The sequence below is a fragment of the Pseudomonas sp. Root401 genome (assembly GCF_001425105.1).
GTDB lineage: Bacteria > Pseudomonadota > Gammaproteobacteria > Pseudomonadales > Pseudomonadaceae > Aquipseudomonas > Aquipseudomonas brassicacearum.
Map to the genome: position 1 here is coordinate 1 of NZ_LMDO01000025.1, position 20,287 is coordinate 20,287.

Here is a 20,287-nt window from a genome sequence, read left to right on the forward strand (position 1 = left end):
AATGGTGGTATTACGAAGTTCGTGATGTCGATACAGGGCGTTCCGCGAAAGTTATAGAGCCGGCGGTCACAACGACGCCTTCTGAATCAGCCGGGCAGGCGGTCCAATAATTTCATTGTGGCGAGTGGATTTATCCCCGCTCGGCTGCGCAGCAGCCCAAAATCAGGCAACTCAAGCAAAAAAGGAACAGATTTATTTTCTAAACGCAGAGAGAGCGGACTTGTTGGTTTTGCTCGGTTTATAAATAAATCTGTCCCCATTTTTTGCAGCTTCGCTAAGGCCGGATACTATGGAGTTGACCTATACTATTGGTGGTAAAAGTCGAACGGTATCCTTTGAAAATGAAGCTGGCAAAATTCCAGAGGTGAGTAATGGTTACTAAAGATTTAGAAATTGTGAAGGAGATATTTTCTTTGATTGAATCTGGAATAGTTTTTGGTTATGACTATTTCTGTTATGAGGTTGAGGTGGGTGAAGGGTATATGGAGTCGGTGCTGACTGTTGAGAAAGATGGTGTTGAAGTAACCGATGCTGATACCGATTTTAATAGTGCCAAACTATATAGGCTAATAAAGGAGTTGAGGGTAGAGGGCAAGGCGCGAGGTGAGGAATGGCTTTCTTTCGCAATATCCTATCGCCGTGAGGGTGAGGTGAAAACGAAATTTAATTACTGACGCTTAAATGCCCGATACCAGCAAAAAGGGGGCCGATTTGTTTTGTGAGGCGCAGAGGGTCAGGCTCATTGCTTTTCTTGGTTTATAAATAGATCTGTCCCCTTTTTTTTGCTTTTTTTTGCTTTTTTTGTTGATGGAACTATGTACTACCTTGATAACTCAACAAAGACAATTGTTATTAGAGGGCAGAGAGGCGAGGCGACTGCATTCAGACCTGACCAAGGTGGTGTTGGTTGGGATAATTACATAAAATCTCAGGTTCCAAAGAAATGAATGATCAGACTAAAAAAGACTTGATTAATTTGGAAGTTACTCCTCGGGAGTTAAGGTATTTTGTATCCTGTGGGTTGGCACTTGTTCAAAACGTTCCAGAGAGCTCGTTGGCGACGTATTGTGGCTTAAGCAAAGATGAGATAGTTGATATTTCTATGCGGTTGCGAGAGGTAGCAGATAAGTTGGGTTTGGATATGTAGCTTGAATTGCGAAGAGAGCAAAAAGGGGACGAGCAAAAAGGGGGCAGATTTATTTTGTGAAACGCAGAGGGGCAGATTTGTTGGTTTTGCTCGGGTTGTAAATAAATCTGTCCCCTTTTCACTTTTCATTGGTCCCCTTTTCATTGTGTCCCCTTTTCATTGTCATAACACCCAGATTGGAGTGCGAAATAGTAAGGCGGGGACGATTTCTGGCGCTCACAACAGCGATGCCTTCCTACAATCGGTTGAAATAACTGGCGCGAAAATATCCAACAAAATCACGGATGTCCGCTATTCTGGCCTTGTTGAGTATAGCTATCAGTTGCCTGGAACTAACACTAAGGGCGAATTGATAGGTGGGTATAAGCCTACATCCACAAAAACGACTTACGATCCAAAGGTTCTGCTGGATACTAAAGTGGCTGATATGTCTAGTCGAGCGGCAGTCCAAGCTGAGTCTTTGTTTAAAGCCAATCCAGCTTTGAGAGAAGCTAGTATTAAAGTTGATGGCTATCACTTCCAAGTGACACGTAATAGTAAGACTGGAGAAATAACAAACTCCTTAATCACTATGCCGCCGAGGACAAACTGATGGCTAGCTTGACATGGCTTGAGAGCCTCAAGGAATCATTTGCTTCAACTGGCTTGGATTATGAAGACCTTTACGAATTGATAGAGGCCTCTATAGTAAGAGGGAGGACTAATTTTCCAGCGTTTATCTATGACGCTTCGCGGGGAGTTGGTTTCTCTGTGAGTGAGGGATTTTTTTACTCACTTGATCAGGACTGGGACGATCCAGAAGATTTCAGTGAGGTGAGTTTCTTTTTGGGCGAAGTGGAAACTTCAAGTATCCCAGTGCCCGACTACGTTTCCCTGATGAAAATTGCAGCTGATGTTTACTCTGCTTTCTTTCCTGATGAGGGGGATGGTGTTCTAAGGTCTGCTGAAAGATTAGAAGATCGTTACTCAAAACGATGATGGAGCAAAAAGAGGACAGGTTTATTTTTTGAAACGGAGAGGACAGATTTGTTGGTTTTGCCCGGGTTGTAAATAAATCTGTCCCCTTTTCAATAAGCAGGGATGAATTTAATGCCTGGTGTGCTCAGGCTTCGTCGCTGAATGCTGCTCCAGCATTTTTATATGACTTGATGGGTTTTCATGATGAGATTTTCAAAGTCTATAGAGTTGTTGGCTATGTGCCCTGTTGGGAGCATGAGAAGAATGACGAATATGCGTTGTACGGTATCGCCGTTCGGCGAGGATTTGAGTCGTTTGATATGCCCGTAACCCCAAGTGAAGCACTTGATTCCCTTAAAGTGTCACCAAAGATTGAACTACTATTTGGTCAGGTTTTTGACTTTATAAAGCTATAGTTCTAGTGCGAAAAGAGTTAGTTGGATGCGTTTCTATAGCGGCTTTGCCCTGTGCTGCCTTACCTTGCTCGATGAGTTGTCGCGTGTCGAGCTGTGAGTAGGTGTTTCCTTCCAGAGGCTGCTTTCGATCAGGTTTGCAAGGATGCGCTGCGCCGTTCGCCGGGCGATTTCAGGATGCCAGGCCAAGAGCATTGAGAGGCTCACCCCGCTCCTGGATGTTTGGACATTGTTCAGTAGTCGGTGCTCGAAGACCAGGTTGTGTTGGCGCTGTTTGAGGATTTTTTGGCGCAGTTATGGCGCAGTTCTCAGAACTGCGCCATCTTCATTTATTCAACCGCCTGCGCCCGCAATCGTCGGCCAATCACATCCATCACATCACACCCATCGCGCAGCGCGATCGTCAGCATTTTGCAGAAGTCGGAAAGCACCAGCGTGTCGGAACTGATCTCCGAGCGGAACGCGATGTTTTCCAGCAGTTGGGTCACGGTTCGGATGCGGTAATCAGCGGTTTCGAAGAGGACATCAAGCGGGGCTTCGGTGTCGATCAGCAGGGTAGCGGGGGTGCAGTCGATGCCGGTGATGGGCATGTATCGATTCATGAGTTGTAACCTCGTTATTAAGTGAGAGCTACCAACTAATCGTCGCCAAACGAATGGTGGCAGCCGTACGCAGGTTGGCGAACCGGAACGAGGTACCGGCAGACCCGGAGATCTCCCGCGTACAACTGCCATTGTGGTGGCAGTATCACTGATGCGGGGGCGCCTGCAAACAAGCAGATCGCTCTCGCACCTCGTTGCCGGGTCGCCAAACCCGAGTCGCCATTGGGGCGACGAGGAACTATAGGCCGCTCCGCTCAAGCGCCACAAGACACCGCTTTCCGAGCTTCATGTAGGAGCTTTGGCCTTTCAGCGGCGGTATTTCCCTACATCGCTTTGGGGCTATCAACAGGGGCGAGCCAGTCGTCCATTCCGCGCATCGTCGTGGCTAGAGAGGGGACTGTGGCGAGGGAGCTTGCTCCCGCTCGGTTGCGCAGCGACCGCAAAATCGTGGGGCCGCTTCGCAGCCCAGCGGGAGCAAGCTCCCTCGCCACAGGGTGAAAGCATATGGCGCTACCCAGCCCTGACAGCCTCTTCAGCAAGACTCCTTTTTATGCTTCCCTAACGCTCATATTCCCCTTCAATCCCTTTCGCAGACTCCTAGATCGTGCCCACCTCCAACCGCAACGCTCTAATCGCCCAACTCGCCACCAACCCCGATGACACCACCACGCGCGCTTCGCTCTATCGCGATTTGCTCGATACCGGTGAGGCATCACTGGAAGGTTTGCGCATCGCGGCAGGCCTGTGCGATCCGGCTGCCAACGTGCTGATGGCTCAACTGAACACCACACCCCATACAAACCGCCCCGGCCCTTTGCTGCCGCAACTGCGCGGCCTACCGGTCGACCATCTGGAGTTGAACAACGCCGAGCCACAGTGGTGTGACGCCCTGGCCGGGCTGCCCTTGCGCACGTTGGTGCTCAACAGCCCGAGGTTTATCTGCGGGCCAGAGACGTGGCAGCGTTTGCCCGCCAATGCTCTCGAAACCTTGGAAGTCAGTAATTTTTCCCGCGACGATAACGCCAATTGCCTCCCGTCGCCCGCACGCTTGCGTCGGCTGAAGTTGCAAACCTACGGCGAGGACTTCGATGACAGTTTCCTCCGTCAACTGAGCGACAGCCCGTTGCAGGAATTGTCGTTGAACCGTTGCGATGAGATGACCGACGACGGCCTTCGTGCACTGTCACGCCTCAAGCTGCGCTCCCTGACCTTGCAACGCGTGGGCGAGCTGACGTCCCGTGGCATGGCGCACCTGGCAAGTCATCCCCTCGAACAGTTGTCCCTCAGTGGCAGCGGCGCGATCCTGGACGATCCGTCCTGGCTTCGCGACCTGACGGGATTACGCTCGTTGAGTCTGGATGACTGTTATGCAAGCGAGAGCGTGTTGCAGGCGATTCGGGGGCTGCCCCTGGAAAAGCTTTCGCTGCACTCTGCGTTCATCTGCGAAGACGATCTTGAAGTGCTGGAGGGAATGCCGCTCGCGGAGCTGGACCTCAAGTGCCTACGCCAAGTGATCGAGCGGCTCGATGTGCTGCACGAGTTTCCCCTGAAGCGATTGGGACTCTCCGATGTGCAAGGTGTCTGTGCCAGTACGTTGAGTGAGCTGCGCGGGTTGCAGTTGGAGTCCCTGGACCTGTCCTTGAACGACATCACTTGGAAGGAGCTGAAACAACTGGCCGGCCTGCCGCTGAAGCGGCTCAATCTGAGCTTTTGCCAGGGCGTCGACGGTAAGGTTTTGCGCAAGCTCACCGAGTTGGGGCTACCGTTGGAGCAACTTGAAATAAGCGGCCTGAACCTGCGCGATGCCGACCTGGCTTGTTTGCGGGACCTGCCGCTGCAGCGCCTGGGCTTGCTTGACAGCCCATGGCTGACTGACGCCGGGGTGGCTCATCTTGCGCGTATGCCGCTGCGGGACCTGACACTCGGGGCTGATCCAGGGGAATCGCGGATCACGTCGGCCGTGGTGCCTGTATTGGAGCAGCTTCCGCTGCAAACACTGTGGTTGCCCAACTGCGCCGGGATCGATGCAAACGGTTGGGACCGCTTGGCCAGGTTGCCAGCCCACGTGACAGGTCCGGGCATCTGACGCGCTGATAGGAATAGGCAATGCCCCAAGGCAAACCGGCATAGGTGGGGCATTTTTCGATCGTTACCATGGCCTCCTGTTTATCCATTGGAGTTCACCATGCACGACAGAAAAACCCTCTTCATCACCGGCGTGAGCAGTGGCCTGGGCAACGCCCTGGCGCAAGAAGCACTTGCAGCGGGCCACCGTGTCATCGGCACCGTGCGCAGTGAGGCGGCGTTGCAGGCCTTCGAGGCTCTCTCCACGGAGCGTGCCCATGGCGTGATTCTGGATGTCACCGAGTTCGACCGAATCGATAGCGCAGTAGCGGAGATCGAAGCCGCTCACGGCCCGGTCGATGTGCTGGTCAACAATGCCGGCTACGGCCATGAAGGCATCTTCGAAGAGTCGCCGCTGGAGGAGATGCGTCGCCAGTTCGACGTCAACGTGTTTGGTGCGGTGGCGGTGACCAAGGCCTTCGTGCCGTATTTTCGCCAGCGCCATGCCGGTCATATCCTCAACATCACCTCCATGGGCGGCACGATTACGATGCCGGGCATTTCCTATTACTGCGCGAGCAAGTTTGCCCTCGAAGGCCTCTCCGATACGCTGAGCAAGGAGCTGCTACCGTTCAACATCTTCGTGACCGCGGTCGCGCCTGGCTCGTTTCGCACCGACTGGGCGGGGCGTTCGATGCAGCGCACGGCGCGGAGCATTGCCGACTACGACGCCAGTTTCGATCCGATACGTAAAGCGCGCGTGGAGAAAAGCGGCAAGCAACTGGGCGACCCTCGGAAAGCGGCGCAAGCGATGCTGCAGATCATTGCCAGCCCGACGCCACCCGCGCACTTGCTGTTGGGCAGCGATGCACTGAGCCTGGTGCGCGACAAACTCAGTCGTGCGGCCAGTGAGATTGATCAATGGGAAGCGCTGACCCGTTCGACCGACGGTTGAGCGGCCAGCAAAGGGGCATCAATGACTCAGGCCTCAAACACCTCGCGCATGGTGCAGTTGATGGAACAGCTGGCGCCGGTCGAGGGCTACAACCTCAGCGCGCTGGAGGCCATCCGTTTTCTGCGTTCGAACCGGCCGCTGACGCGCACGCCGGTGTTGTATGAGCCCGGTATCGTGATCCTGTGCCAGGGGCGCAAGCGCGGTTATCTGGGGGAGGACGTCTACGTGTATGACGCCCAGCACTACCTGGTGGTGTCAGTCCCTGTTCCGTTCACCATGGAGACCGACGCCACCGAAGCTGAGCCCATGCTGGCGGTCTACATGCGCCTCGACTTACAGCTGGCCAGCGAGTTGATGCTGCAAGTCGACGAGACCCTCGGCCCCAGCGATGCCCAACCGAAAGGCATGTACGCCTCGCCCATGGACGATTTGCTGCGCAACTCGACGCTGCGTCTGCTGGAAACCATGAGTCGCCCGGGGGAAGCGCAAATACTCGGGCCGTCGCTGGTACGGGAAATCTACTACCGGATCCTGACCGGCGAGCAGGGCGGCTCGATGCGCGCCGCGCTCAGTCGCCAGGGGCACTTCGGCAAGATCACCCGGGCGATCCGCAAGATCCACAGCTGCTACCACGAGCATCTGGACGTCGAAGCGCTCGCCCATGAAGCCAACATGAGCATCCCCAACTTTCACCTGCACTTTCGCAGCGTGACGGACTCCACGCCCATGCAGTACTTGAAATCAACACGCCTGCACCAGGCGCGATTATTGATGCTGCGCAACACCATGAGTGCCTCGACGGCCGCGTTCAATGTGGGCTACGAAAGCGCCTCGCAATTCAGTCGCGAGTTCAAGCGGATGTTCGGGCGAACGCCTCAGGCGGAGATTGAATGGATGAAGGCGACTTATGCGTTGCCTGCGCCTGCTGCGTCGTCTGTTTATGTTTCGTCGCATTAGGGGGGCTGGATTGCTCCTACATCGTCGTTTCCTCTCCTGATACCGCTTCCGCAGCAGCCAGGGCAGTGTGATGACCCTAACCCGCAAGACGTAAAATTGTTGAAGCGTTTAGAGCTTGAGCATAAAAAACCAAAAAATTAAACATTATTAGTGTTTCTTGTGGATTTCACTTTGCTGTTGATGTGAAAACGCAATTTGTATCAAGTTATGTTCGTTTATTATTGGATCCAATGTTCGGTGGCGTCAGATGCCGAGCCTGCCCACCTACGGACGGTATAAAAAGGAGAACCGCCATGATGCTGAAGGATCCTTCCAGCAAATATCGACATTTCACCACAGTGGATCTGCCCGACCGCACATGGCCCGGTAAGGTCCAGTCCGTTGCGCCTAGCTGGTGCAGCGTCGATATGCGCGATGGCAATCAGGCCTTGATCGAGCCGATGAATGCCGAGCGCAAGCGTCGTTTCTTCGACCTGTTGGTCAAGGTCGGTTTCAAGGAAATCGAAGTAGGTTTTCCAGCCGCTTCGCAGACCGACTTTGATTACGTGCGCGAACTTATCGAAACGGGTGCGATTCCCGATGACGTGACGATTCAAGTCATGACGCAGGCTCGCAGCCATCTCATCGAGCGCACCTTCGAGGCGCTGAAGGGCGCTCCACGGGCGATTGTGCATGTGTACAACGCGACCGCCCCGGTGTTTCGAGACGTGGTATTCGGTGTTGATCGCGCCGGGTGCATCGAGATTGCCACCCAGGCCACTCGCGAAATCAAACAGCACATGGACAACAATCCCGAGACGCAGTGGACCTTCCAGTATTCCCCGGAAACCTTTTGCTTCACCGAGCTGGAGTTTGCGCTCGAGATCTGTGAGGCGGTGACGGATGCGTTCGGGCCGACCGCGTCCAACAAGATGATCCTGAACCTGCCGACAACGGTGGAAGTCTCCACCGCCAATGTGTTTGCCGATCAGATCGAATGGTTCTGCCGGCATTTCAGCCGTCGTGACAGCGTGATCATCAGCGTCCACCCCCATAACGACCGTGGCACCGGCGTTGCCACCGCGGAGCAGGCATGCCTGGCCGGCGCTGAGCGTGTCGAGGGCACGTTGTTCGGTAACGGTGAGCGAACCGGCAACGTGGATATCTTGACGCTGGCGATGAACCTCTACACCAGTGGCATCGATCCTCGTCTGGATTTTTCGGACATCATCCATGTCCAGCGTGAGGTGGAGTTCTGCAATCAATTGCCTACCCATCCTCGCCACCCTTACGCCGGTGAGTTGGTGTTCACCGCCTTCTCCGGTTCGCACCAGGACGCGATCAAGAAAGGCTTTGCGGCACGCCAGGCCAACCCAAACGGTATTTGGGAAGTGCCGTACCTGCCAATCGACCCCGCCGATATGGGCCGCAGCTATGAAGCGGTGATCCGCGTCAATAGCCAGTCGGGCAAAGGTGGCGTGGCTTATTTGCTGGAGCAGCATGGCATCGTAATGCCGCGTCGCTTGCAGATGGAATTCAGCGGCCTGGTCCAACAGGAAGCGGATGGCTCCGGCCAGGAAATCAGCGGCCAGATGATCCTTGCCTGCTTCACCCAGCATTACCTGGAACAGGGCAAGCCTTACGCGTTGCGGATGCCAAAACTGGTCAGCGAGGGTGATGTGACCTATCTGGAAGCCACCCTTGAACACGGTGCGCAGCGCATCGACTTGAGTGGCGAGGGCAACGGCCCACTGGCGGCGCTGGTCGATGCCTTTGCCCAGCGCGGCATCCACTTCGATATCGCTGATTACCACGAGCATGCCACCCGTGACGGGGCCCAAGCCGAAGCACTGGCTTATGTGGAAATCCGCGTGGGCAACCAGTTGCTGTTCGGTGCCGCCCGCGATGGCAGTAGCTTGTTGGCTTCCCTCAAGGCGGTGACCAGTGCCGTCAACCGCGCATCGCGCCTGGGCCTGCTCAGCGTGGTAAGCGTCGCGGTGCCTTCCTGAGATGAATGCGCATACCGCATTGGCGGCGCTCGCCGGTAACTATGGTCACGGCGACATAGTGGCTTCGCATCGGCATGAAGAGGGTCAACTGGTCTATGCCATTAACGGTGTGATGCTGGTGTCGGTCGTTGGGACCACTTGGGTGGTGCCTTCCGGGCATGCGCTCTGGGTCCCTTCGAGGGTGGAGCATCAGATCCGCATGACCGGCGAGGTGCGCATGCGCACCTTGTTGATCTCACCGGGTGCGCGCCGAACGTTGACGGAGGAATGCCATGTCCTCAAGGTTTCGCCGCTGTTGCGGGAGCTGATCATCGCAGCGGCCGATGAGCCTGATAGTGAGCCGGCCTTATTGCGTCATGTGCAGATTGTCGATCTGATTTTCTCGGAGCTCGGCAGGGCGCAAAGGGTTCTGGCGCATGTGCCGATTCCTGATGAGCCAAGGCTCAAGTCGCTGTGTGCCGACTTTATCGACAACCCTTCACAGGAGTCGAAACTGGAAAGTTGGGCGGTGCAACTCAATATGAGTTCGCGCACCCTGGCTCGGTTGTTCCAGAAAGAGTTGGGAATGAGTTACGGGGAGTGGCGCAAGCACACTCGACTGCTGCTCAGCATGCAACGGCTGGCCAGCGGCGTATCGATCCTGGAAGTCGCGTTGGAGCATGGCTACCAGAGTCCCAGTGCGTTTACCGCAATGTTCAAGCGCACAATGGGCTACACCCCGAGCAACTGCCGCCTGGTCTGATTCTCCCCCGGCGATAGCGCAAACCCATCGAACATGGCCCGCCTCCAGGCAGGCCATGTTTTTGCGCGCGCCCGGCGTGCTGGCGAGCGCAATGCTGCGGTCCGCAGGTACGTTGTCCCAATCGAAACGATGGTTGTCTGGAACTCAGGAGATGTGCAGCCCGTGGCTCTTTTATCCTGCGTCTCTACTTGGCATTCTGGATTTATTCGATGGGTTCGCCTTCTTTTTTCCCACGGCATGGACGTCTTTCGCTGCTTGGCGTGGCGGTGGTGCTGTTGGCGGGTTGTTCCTCTTGGGTCGCCCATTTACCGGCACAGCCACACCCGGAACGCATCAATGCCCTGAGTCGCCTGCCCCAGGGCGTTTCAGCCCAGGCACTGCCTGAACGTTGGTGGCAGTTGTACAACGACCCTAAACTCGATGCGTTGGTGCAGCAGGCATTGCTGCACAACCGCGATCTGGCGGCGGCCCAGGCCCATGTGCAATCGATGCTGGCCGGAATCATGCAGGCCGATGCCGAGCGCTGGCCGTCGACCCAGGCGTCGCTGGGCGCCGAGTACGGCAAGACAGCCGATGATCAGACCGAGGCCAAGGCGACCGATAGCCATGCGCCGTCACAGTGGGCGTTCAACCCAGGCTTTGAACTGGCTTATCAAGTGGACGTCTGGGGCCAGGTCCAGCGCAGCATCGAACGGGCCCAGGTTCAGGCGGCCGCGGCGCAGGACGCCGAAGACTTGTTGCGCATCACGGTGGTGGCGCAAACCACTCGCGCCTATGTCAATGCCTGCGCCCTGGGTGCTCGCGCCAAGGTCCAGCGCCATTCGCTGGAAGTCGTCGGGCAAAGCCTGGCGTTGACCGACCGGCAGCGTCAGGCCGGTGTGGTGACAGATCTCGAATACACCCGCTTGCAGGCGCTGCAGGGCGAAACCCTGGCGCTGCTGCCGATGCTGGAGGCACGCCGGCAAGCTGCCTTGTACGAACTGGCGATGCTGACCGGCGTGGCCGACCTGGAACAAGGCTCTGGCGCGGCGACCTGTGAGGTTGTGCCGCAACTCAATGCCGAGCTGCCGGTGGGCGACGGTTGGCAATTACTCGCGCGCCGTCCAGATATCCGTCAAGCCGAGCGAGCGCTGCAGGCGGCCACGCTGCAAGTGGATATCGTCCAGGCCGACCTGTACCCGAAGGTGACATTTGGCGCTTCAGTGTCCTCATCCGCCAACAAACCCCATGAGCTGGGAGACAGCAGCGCGGTGATGTTTGGCATCGGACCGCTGATTACCTGGCAGTTCCCCAACTGGCGTGCCAATCGCGCGCGGGTCAACCAGGCCCGGGCGTTGGAGCAGGTGGAAGTGGCGCAATTCGAGGCCAGTGTGCTCAAGGCCCTCAAGGATGTACGCCAGGCCCTCGCGTTGTATGACGGCGAGCGTCAGCGCCACGCCGCTTTGAGCCAGGCCCTGGACAGCAGCCGCCAAGCCTACAAATTGGCCAAGGTCAACTACAACGCCGGGTCTATCGACTTTCTCGACGTGCTGGACAGCGAGCGTGAGCTGATCCGCTTGCAGGCCACGCGTGCCGATGCCGATGGCCAGTTGTTGCAGCGCCAGATCAGCCTGTTTCGCGCGCTTGGCGGCGGTTGGCAGTCTTCCTCTTCCGCTACCCCGACCGCTGCGCTCAGTCGCGCTTCCGTCAATTTTTCCGGTACCCAGCCATGAATATCGCTGTCGATGAAAGAAACGCCGTCCAGGACGAGCAGGAGAATGTGGTCGAGCAACTCATGCATGCGCGCAAGCAACGGCGCAAACGCAACCTGATCCTTCTGGGCGGCGTTGCACTGTTGACCGCGGCGGTGGCGTTCGGGGTGTACTGGATGACAGTGGGGCGTTACCTGGAACAGACAGATGATGCCTATGTGCGTGCCGACTGGATTCCCATCAGCCCGAAGGTCTCCGGGTATGTGGCCCAGGTGCTGGTGGAGGATGATCAGCCCGTCAAGGCCGGGGATGTGCTAGTGCGCATCGAGGACCGCGATTACCAGGCCCGCTTGGCGCAGGCGCGTGCACAACTGACGGAAACCCAGGCCTCGGTCGCCGCCCAACAGGCCAACCTGCAAGTCACCGACAGTCTGATCGCCCAGCAAAAGGCCGGCGTGGTCGAGGCTGAGGCCCACACCCGAAGCGTGGCTGCCGAGCTGCGCCGCGCAAGCCTTGACCAGCGCCGCTACAAAGGCTTGGTGCGCGAACATGCCGCAAGTGCTCAGCGTCTGGAAACGGCGGCCGCCAGCTACACTCAGGCCAACGCCGCGGTGGAAATTGCCAAGGCCATGCAGCGTCAACAGGAAACCCGGTTGACCGTTGCCATCACTCGGCGCCAATTGGCCGAAGCCTCGCTCCAACAACAGATTGCCCGACGCAGCCAGGCCGAGGCGCAGTTGAACCTGGCGACTCATGCGTTGGAAGACACCTTGATCCGCTCGCCCATCGACGGGGTCGTGGGGCAGCGCAAAGTGCGCACTCGTCAATACGTCGCACCGGGTTTGCCGCTGCTGGCAGTGGTGCCCTTGCAGCAAGCCTATGTGGTGGCCAATTACAAGGAAACCCAGTTGCGCGACATGCGCGCCGGCCAAGCAGTGGATATCAGCGTCGACAGCTACTCGGGACGCAAGCTCAAGGGCCATGTGGTGAGTTTCTCACCAGGTTCCGGGGCCGTGTTCGCGCTGTTGCCGTCGGACAACGCCACTGGCAACTTCACCAAGATCGTGCAGCGCTTCCCGGTGAAAATCGTCATCGATGAGCATGACCAGGGCGGGCCTATCCTGCCGGGCATGTCGGTGATTACCACCGTTGACACCCGGTCAGCCAATCAGGGCGTGGCGCATGACTGAAGTCGCTGAAAAGACCGTTTCCTTTCGCGCCTGGGTGGCGGTGATTGGAGGGCTGTTCGGCTGTTTCATGGCCGGCATGAACGTGCATGTGACCAGCGCCGCGCTGCCGGAAATCGAAGGTTCCCTGGGGGCGACCTTCGAGGAGGGCTCGTGGATCTCCACCGCTTACCTGGTCGCGGAAATCGTGATGATTCCGCTGACCGCCTGGCTGGTCCAGGTGTTCTCCCTGCGCCGGGTGATGCTCGTGGGTTCGTTTGTGTTCCTGGTAGCGTCCATTGCCTGTTCCTGGGCTCCCAACCTGGAAGTGATGATCATCATTCGGGTGATCCAGGGTGCCGCTGGCGCGGTGCTGATCCCCTTGTCATTCCAACTGATCATCACCGAGCTACCGCCCAGCAAGATTGCGATGGGCATGGCCTTGTTCGCGCTGTCCAACAGCGTTGCCCAGGCCGCCGGGCCATCGATAGGCGGCTGGCTGACGGATGCCTATTCCTGGCGCTGGATTTTCTACCTGCAACTGGCCCCCGGCATTCTCTTGTTGATGGCGGTGGCGTGGTCCATCGATGCCAAGCCTATGCAATTGAGCCTGCTCAAGCGTGGCGACTGGGGGGGCATCCTGGCCATGATCGTCGGCCTGGGCGGCTTGCAGATTGTGTTGGAGGAAGGTGGACGCAAGGACTGGTTCGGCTCCGATTTCATTGGGTGGATGTCACTGATCGCCGGTATCGCCCTGGTGTACTTCGTGCTGTCGCAGCTGTATGGCAGCCGCTCCTTCATCAACCTGCGCCTGCTCAAGAGCTATAACTTCGGGGTGGCCAGCGCGGCAATGTTCATTTTCGGCGGGGCTACCTTCGGACTGGTATTCCTGGTACCCAATTACCTCTCCCAATTGCAGGGCTACAATGCCCGGGAAATCGGCATCAGCCTGATCGCCTACGGCATGGTGCAATTGGTGCTGGCGCCGTTCATGCCGCGCCTGATGAAGTGGCTCAACCCGAAACTGATGGTCGCCAGCGGCTTTTTCATCATGGCTCTGGGGTGCTACCTCGGCGCGCACCTGGATGTCGATAGCGCCGCCAACGTGATCATTCCTTCCACGGTGGTACGCGGCATCGGACAGCCGCTGATCATGGTTGCGCTTTCGGTGCTGGCGGTGTCCGGCCTGGCCAAAGATGAAGCCGGTTCCGCTTCCGCCTTGTTCTCCATGCTGCGCAACCTTGGCGGGGCCGTGGGCACCGCGGGGTTGACGCAGATCGTCGCCATGCGCGAGCGCTTTCACTCCGAGCGGGTGGGGGAGTCGATCACCCTGTTTTCCCCGTCCTTGCAGGAGCGCCTGCGCGCCAGCATGGCCGACAGCGAAAATTTCATCTTCAACCAACTATTACCTGCCCAACAGCAGGTCCTGGAGGGCCTGATCCACACCGTGCGTCGTGAGGCGTACTTGATGGCCTACAGCGATGCGTTCTATGTGTCCTGTATCGCACTGATCTTGTGTGGTGTGGCAGCTTTGGCATTACGTCAACACGTGAAGAGTTGAACAGATTATGCCCGCCAGCACTGAGCGGGTGTTTGTCAGCGGGCAAGAGGGAACTTGAGTGGGGAAATGGCGAACGGCCTGTTCATAGACTGATTGATTGCTAACTTAGCAACGACATATAGGTTGTTTGCACTCCGAATGGGGTGTCGGCCAACTATTGCCTGACGAAGTTGATGTTATTAACTTCGGTCGGGCTTCTTTTGTTTGCGTATTTATAGTTGTGAATTAAATTGTATTAATTTTCTAAAAAATGCTTGCTCGGTGTCGTGGAATTCCTCTAAGTTGCGTCTTGCTTCGGCGGCTGAAGTTTCGCGCTAATGAAGCATGAATCTATAACTAATTTGAATAAAGCTTTAGTTCTGGCCGGCTAGTGGCGAGACAGGACTACTTATGCCTGAAAAAAGCTAAACAGGTAAGTCTTGCGTGGCCAGACCTGACTGCAGCCTGATAAGGAGCGCAACATGGAAGATAAAAAGTCGCTGTTGAACGCGAAAAAGGTTGAGCTGGGCAATCATCGGATTTTTGCTGAAATCAATTCGTTGCCGGTGCTGCGCGCGTTTATGGAAACCCATGTGTTCGCGGTGTGGGATTTCATGTCCTTGGCCAAGCGCCTGCAACAGGACCTGACCTGTACTCGCCTGCCTTGGCTACCGCCGTTGGACCCGGCGGCCGCTCACCTGATCAATGAGATCATCCTCGGCGAGGAGTCTGACCAGAACCTGCAAGGCGGTCATTACAGCCACTTCGAACTCTACCTGCACGCTATGCGGGAAGTGGGCGCGAGCACCGACAAGATCGAACATTTTGTCAAACTGATGCGCGCCGGCGTCGACCTGCCATCGGCTCTCACGCGTTGTGGCGCCGGCCTGGCAGCCTCTGCCTTCGTCACCGACACCATCGAAACCGCTATCAACGCCTCCACCCACAGTGTTGCCGCCGCGTTCCTGCATGGCCGTGAAAGCGTCATTCCGGAGATGTTCCAGCGCATCCTCGATGATTGGGACATTACCGCAGATGATGCGCCCACCTTCCGCTACTACCTGCAGCGCCACATCGAAGTGGACTCGGAAGACCACGGCCCGGCGGCGGAAAGCCTGTTGGCGCGGCTGGTCAATGGCGATGCGCAGCGCCAGGAGGAAGTCTACGTATCGGCTATCGCGGCAGTGCAAAGCCGCTTGGCATTGTGGGACAACTTGCGCATGTCCATGCGCGAAACTGTCAGTGAGTGCGTAGCATGAACTTCGAAGTCATCGAGGCTGACCAGGCCCAATGGTTTGAGGTGAAGTCGGAGCGCGACATTACCCTGACGGTATTCAAGGATACGTTGGATCCTGTGACGAAAACGGGTGTTCGTACGCGGTTGGTACGTTTCCATCCCGGGGGTGGCACGCGTGAAATCTACACCCATGATTATCACGAAGAAGTGTATCTGATTGAAGGCGACCAGACTGAGCTGGCAAGTAAGGATCGCCCCGAGAAAACCTACCGCGACGGCAGTTACTTCTTCAGGGCTGCACACACCGAGCATGGACCGTTTAATTCAAAGGACGGATGCCTGTTGTTTGAAGTGCATTACTACTGATCATCATGAACAAAGGGAAAGATTCATGAGAGCTGAAGAGTATCAATCATTTTCCGAGTCTTGGGAGGAGCGGGCGACCATTCGTACGCGGCCAAGACGACGCCTGGAAGATGATGGAAAGTTGATATTTCCGATCAGTCGCCAACCCTTGGTTATGGGTGCGACATTTATACGGGAATGCGCTCACTTGCAGCACTTTGTGCTCGTTCAAAGCTTGTACAAGTTTATTAATGATGTGGTGATTTTTGAAACGGAAATTGTCGACAGGACCGCCAGGAGCATTGCGAAAGATAACTTCGCCATACGCTTCCCGTTTGCCTGCCGATATGACGCGATGACCGTGGTGGTCGATGAGGACTATCACGCCCTCGTGGCGATGGACTACATGCAACAGACCATCGAGCTGACCGGAATCGAACCCATTGCCCTGCCAGCGGAAATCGAACTCAGCCGTTCGATTCCCAAGGCGCTGGCCATGGCGCCCGAGCACCTCAAGGCGGCCGTCGAATTGATCTGTGTCGCCATTGCGGAAAACACCCTGACCAATGATGTAGCGGCCTTTGCCCGCGACGACTCGGTCAAGGCATCGGTCAAGGGACTGATGGCAGACCATCTGGCTGACGAGGGACGACATTCGGGTTTCTGGGCCAAATTGACCCGTATTTACTGGAGCACTGCGAGCGAGGAGGACAAGCGAGCGCTGGCCTCGATCATGCCGGTGTTCCTGGGTGAATACCTGACCAACGAGATCCAGCAGGGATTTGATTTCGCGCTGATCGAGCAACTGCCGGTAAGCCCCGGGGTCAAGGCGGCCCTGCGTAAGGAGGTCGAAGGCATGAGTTTTCCGATCACGCCGTCTCACCCGCTGGTAGGCAACATCGTCCGATTTTTCAAACACAGCGCTCTGCTCGACGCTCCCTGCATGCAGGAAGCACTCGCCGGTTATCTGCGCTAGAGGACAACTTCAATGAGACATCTTGATATCGTTCTGTGTGGGCGCAGCCATGTGCTCGCCTGCCTTACGCAAGAGCTGGAACAGATGGGCCATACGGTCCACTTGTTGACCAGTGATAACGCCATTGATCTTTGCCGGCTACAGGCGGCGGACTTATTGATAGATGACGCCAGCACGGCGCAATCCCCGCATTATCCGTCGTGTCATCGCCTGTCTTTGCGGGCGCACTCCGACGACCTCAGCGATGTCTTTGCGCCCGTGCGGGTGGACTGCCTATGGCGTCCTGGTGATGGCGACTGGATGTTGTTGGGGCGCCGCGAGGTCTGCGCCGATACCGCCGGCAACGGGGCCGACCTGGCATGTGAAGCGGTCGCGCAGGTGGTGGAGATGGCCAGTATGCACATTGGGCGTTTCTCACGCAGTGCCGACTATCTTGAGGTGCCCCGTGAGCCGGTGCAGGCGATCGACCGGCTTTCGAGCCTGACCCTGCTTGACAGCCTGGCCTGGCGCCATCGCCACAATGCAACGGTCAACGCCGGGATTCTGGAGGAGGCCAAGCGCCCCTTCGTACAACGCCTGGCCGATAGCCTGCTGGCCAATGCCGAACGCAACGCCTTGAAAGTGCAGGGGCGTGGCATGTCCTATGCGCAATTGCATGCGTATAGCGTGGCGATTCAGGAGCGCTTGCAGCCGCTGCTCGAGGTTTCCGCCGGTGGGTTGACGGTGGTCGCGATCTCGTTGCCCAAAGGGACGGCGCTGTACGCGGCCATCCTGGCGGTGATGGGGTGTGGCGCCGTGTACTTGCCGCTGGATCCGAGCCATCCTGCGGAGCGCCGTGCGGCGATCCTCAAGCATGCCGGCGCCAGCTTGCTGATTCAGGAGACGCAGGCAGACAACCCACTGCCGGGCCTGGCTACCCTGGACATTAGCCACCTGGATTTCTTCCATCACGGCGCACAGGGCTACAGCAGGGTAGCCCTGGCCCCGGATCAGAGTCTGCTGCGAGTACCGCTGGCCGGCTCGGCGCCCTGCGTGGCGATCTACACCTCGGGCACCACCGGGCAACCCAAGGGTGTGTTGCTGACGGTCGCTAACCTGAGCCACTTCTGCGCGTGGTATGCACGCTATGTAGAACTGAGTCATCACAGTCGCGCATTGCAGTTTTCCACCATAAATTTCGATGCTTCGTTGCTGGATATCTTCCCGACGCTTATCCAGGGTGGCGAGTTGATCGTGCCCACTGAAGACCAGCGCCGGGATCCGGTAGCGCTTGCCGAATTGATCCAGCAAGAGCAGGTCACCCATGCGTTTTTACCGCCGGCCTTGCTCAGCATCATTCAGCTTGAGTCGCTGTACGGTATGCAGCATTTGGTAACGGGCGGCGATGTGTGCGAGCCCCATGTGATCGAGCAACTGGTGGGCCACTGTGCGCTGCACAATATCTACGGTCCCACCGAGACCACGGTGCTCGCCACCTGCCGCACCTTCCTGCCGGGAGACAACAATCGCAACCTGGGCGTGCCGATTGCCAATACCTCGGTTTATCTGCTGGATGAACACGGCCAACCGGTAGGCGAAGCGGACAGTGGTGAGATTCACATAGCCGGGCCCGGTGTAGGTGCTGGCTACCTGGGCGCTCTGCAAATGACTGCCGAGCGTTACCGTCTGCATGAGTTGCCCGACGGTCAGCGGGTGCGCCTGTACCGAACCGGCGACCTGGCACGTTGGACCCAGGAAGGCATCCAGATCATCGGGCGCCTGGATAACCAGGTGAAGATCCGTGGGTTCAGGGTCGAACCGGAAGAAATCGAGCACCTGCTGCAATCGAGCCAATTGTTCCGTCAGCTGGCGGTGGTCATCGATAACCAGCGCCGCATCCTGGCGTTTTTCTCCCAGCCCCAAAGTGGTGAGGGCCAAGTGGCCAGCGAACAGTTGCAGGCTTACGCGCTCAAGCATTTGCCTGACTACATGCGCCCCAGCGCCTACTGCCTGCTGGAGCGCCTGCCGGCCACGGCCAATGGCAAGATCGACCGCAAAGCCTTAAGAGACTTGCCGGTCAACTACAAGACCCAAGGACCGCGCCTGGCCCCTCAGAACGCCACCCAGCAGCAGTTGCTGGAGCTGTGGTCCAGGCTGCTGGACCTGCCCGCGCCGGACATCTCTGTGGATGACAGTTTCTTCAACCTGGGCGGTCACTCGATCCTTTTGTCGCAGATGCTCATGGGCATTCGCGAGACGTTTGGCAAAGGGGTCTCGATCAACCGTTTTATCGAACAACCCACCCTGGTCAACCTTGCCAACCTGATCGATCAGGACATTGAGGCCAGTGCTACGGTCAGCCCCCAGGCGCTGCAAGACGCGATGATCCGGCCTGAGTTGGACGTGTTGCCGATCAGCCGGCTGGGTAACATAAACAAGGTTATCGTGACCGGCTCCAACGGTTTTCTCGGCGTGCATATTGTCGAGGCACTGCTGGAACTGGGCAGCACCGAAGTGGCTTGTCTGGTTCGTGAGTCGGCGGGGATGAGCGCCCAGCAACGCTTCGAACAGGCGCTGATCCAGAACCGTCTCGAACATCTGGACGTGAGCCGCGTGAAGGTACTGGCGGCGGATATCAGCAAGCCGCGCCTGGGGTTATCCGAGCACGACTATGAATGGCTGGACCGTGAATATGGCGTGTTGATCTATAACGCGGCCAACGTCAACCACGTGCTCGACTACGAGTCGTTGGTCAAGGACAACGTCACTCCCGTGCTCGAATGCCTGCAACTGTGTGAAGGGCGCAGCAAGAAAATTTTCAATTTCATCTCCACCCTGTCGGCCTCAAGCACAGTGGATGAACAGGGCCGGGTGTTGGAAGAACCGCCGGCATTCACACCACCGATCTACATTCGCAATGGCTACAACCTCTCCAAGTGGGTGGCTGAGCGCATCCTGTGGAACGCCAGTGAGTTGGGCGTCTGGGTCAACCTCTACCGCCCGGGAAACATTGCGTTCAATACGCGTACGGGGGTGTGCCAGCCGCATCAGAACCGCTTGATGTTGATGCTCAAAGGCTCTTTGCAGCTTAAGGAAGTGCCCGAACTGGCGCTCAATTTCGACCTGATGCCGGTGGATTTCCTCGCCCGTTTCATCGCCTTTCATGCCAGCCGCCATAACCGTTCCAAAGCGGTGTTCAACCTGCACAACCCGCAGCCCCTGTCATGGACCCACTATCTGGAGGCGTTTCGCGCCGCCGGTCACGACTTCCAGATGGTTCCAGTGACGCAATGGCAGCAGCGCCTGTCGGCTATCGACAGTGATAACGCGCTGTTCGGCGTGGTCGGCTTTTACCTCAATGGGTTTGAAGAAGACATTGGCGATATCTCGATGATCGAGTACCGCAATGCGCTCTCAGGCATCCAGAGCATGGGGGAAGACTACCCGGCCAAGAACAGTGCACTGCTGCAAAAAGGCTGTGACTACCTCAAGCAAATCGACTTTATCTGAACCAGCTTTATCTGACCT

The 20,287-nt window shown here is 57.2% G+C and carries 16 protein-coding genes; 15 read left to right on the plus strand and 1 reads right to left on the minus strand.

Translation table 11 applies throughout. From position 1 onward, the window contains the following. The first annotated feature begins 371 nt into the window (after window positions 1-371). The 3 genes from ASC85_RS18980 to ASC85_RS18985 all read left to right on the plus strand — a co-directional run bounded on the left by ASC85_RS18980 (window position 372) and on the right by ASC85_RS18985 (window position 2,125). The gene (locus ASC85_RS18980; protein ID WP_039010461.1) at window positions 372-674 is read left to right on the plus strand and encodes a DUF600 family protein; all 303 of its coding nucleotides are present in this window, start codon (window positions 372-374) and stop codon (window positions 672-674) included. Window positions 675-1,148: 474 nt separating this feature from the next. Next, window positions 1,149-1,739 (plus strand): CdiA family toxin C-terminal domain-containing protein, encoded by a 591-nt coding sequence (locus ASC85_RS32175; RefSeq protein WP_162254880.1) that lies wholly within the window; start codon window positions 1,149-1,151, stop codon window positions 1,737-1,739. After that, a complete protein-coding gene (locus ASC85_RS18985) occupies window positions 1,739-2,125 on the plus strand; it encodes a hypothetical protein (RefSeq protein WP_057450893.1) in 387 nt (128 codons plus the stop codon). Before ASC85_RS32175 ends, ASC85_RS18985 begins: the two co-directional genes overlap by 1 nt. A 721-nt stretch (window positions 2,126-2,846) precedes the next feature. Here the strand turns inward: ASC85_RS18985 and ASC85_RS18990 are convergent. Beyond that, window positions 2,847-3,119, minus strand: a complete 273-nt coding sequence (locus tag ASC85_RS18990) for a hypothetical protein (RefSeq protein WP_013692211.1) — start codon at window positions 3,117-3,119, stop codon at window positions 2,847-2,849. A gap of 604 nt (window positions 3,120-3,723) precedes the next feature. Between ASC85_RS18990 and ASC85_RS18995 the strand changes: the two genes are divergently transcribed. The 12 genes from ASC85_RS18995 to ASC85_RS19050 all read left to right on the plus strand — a co-directional run bounded on the left by ASC85_RS18995 (window position 3,724) and on the right by ASC85_RS19050 (window position 20,269). Then, the gene (locus tag ASC85_RS18995; RefSeq protein ID WP_057450894.1) at window positions 3,724-5,205 is read left to right on the plus strand and encodes a hypothetical protein; all 1,482 of its coding nucleotides are present in this window, start codon (window positions 3,724-3,726) and stop codon (window positions 5,203-5,205) included. Window positions 5,206-5,304: 99 nt separating this feature from the next. Further along, window positions 5,305-6,138: an oxidoreductase gene (locus ASC85_RS19000; protein ID WP_057450895.1), complete on the plus strand. Its 834-nt coding sequence runs from the start codon at window positions 5,305-5,307 to the stop codon at window positions 6,136-6,138. 21 nt (window positions 6,139-6,159) lie between these two features. Continuing rightward, window positions 6,160-7,095, plus strand: coding sequence for an AraC family transcriptional regulator (locus ASC85_RS19005; RefSeq protein WP_057450896.1), 936 nt, complete (start codon window positions 6,160-6,162; stop codon window positions 7,093-7,095). A gap of 293 nt (window positions 7,096-7,388) precedes the next feature. Beyond that, entirely contained in the window at window positions 7,389-9,083 is a 1,695-nt protein-coding gene (gene leuA, locus ASC85_RS19010) for a 2-isopropylmalate synthase (RefSeq protein WP_057450897.1), read from the plus strand. A 1-nt stretch (window position 9,084) separates the two neighbouring features. After that, window positions 9,085-9,825 carry an AraC family transcriptional regulator gene (locus tag ASC85_RS19015; protein WP_057450898.1) on the plus strand — a complete coding sequence of 247 codons (741 nt, stop codon included), beginning with the start codon at window positions 9,085-9,087 and terminating at the stop codon, window positions 9,823-9,825. A 209-nt stretch (window positions 9,826-10,034) separates the two neighbouring features. After that, entirely contained in the window at window positions 10,035-11,537 is a 1,503-nt protein-coding gene (locus ASC85_RS19020) for an efflux transporter outer membrane subunit (RefSeq protein ID WP_057450899.1), read from the plus strand. Then, the gene (locus ASC85_RS19025) at window positions 11,534-12,706 is read left to right on the plus strand and encodes an HlyD family secretion protein (RefSeq protein WP_057450900.1); all 1,173 of its coding nucleotides are present in this window, start codon (window positions 11,534-11,536) and stop codon (window positions 12,704-12,706) included. The genes ASC85_RS19020 and ASC85_RS19025 overlap by 4 nt, the downstream gene beginning before the upstream one ends. Then, the gene (locus tag ASC85_RS19030; protein WP_057450901.1) at window positions 12,699-14,243 is read left to right on the plus strand and encodes an MDR family MFS transporter; all 1,545 of its coding nucleotides are present in this window, start codon (window positions 12,699-12,701) and stop codon (window positions 14,241-14,243) included. The genes ASC85_RS19025 and ASC85_RS19030 overlap by 8 nt, the downstream gene beginning before the upstream one ends. A 461-nt stretch (window positions 14,244-14,704) precedes the next feature. Then, window positions 14,705-15,481 (plus strand): DUF3050 domain-containing protein, encoded by a 777-nt coding sequence (locus ASC85_RS19035; protein WP_057450902.1) that lies wholly within the window; start codon window positions 14,705-14,707, stop codon window positions 15,479-15,481. After that, complete coding sequence (locus tag ASC85_RS19040; RefSeq protein ID WP_057450903.1) at window positions 15,478-15,825, plus strand: DUF4437 domain-containing protein; 348 nt, start codon at window positions 15,478-15,480, stop codon at window positions 15,823-15,825. Before ASC85_RS19035 ends, ASC85_RS19040 begins: the two co-directional genes overlap by 4 nt. A gap of 25 nt (window positions 15,826-15,850) precedes the next feature. Continuing rightward, on the plus strand, window positions 15,851-16,780 hold the full coding sequence (locus tag ASC85_RS19045; protein ID WP_057450904.1) for a diiron oxygenase: 930 nt from the start codon (window positions 15,851-15,853) through the stop codon (window positions 16,778-16,780). A gap of 12 nt (window positions 16,781-16,792) precedes the next feature. Further along, a complete protein-coding gene (locus ASC85_RS19050) occupies window positions 16,793-20,269 on the plus strand; it encodes an amino acid adenylation domain-containing protein (RefSeq protein WP_057450905.1) in 3,477 nt (1,158 codons plus the stop codon). The last annotated feature ends 18 nt before the right edge of the window (window positions 20,270-20,287 follow it).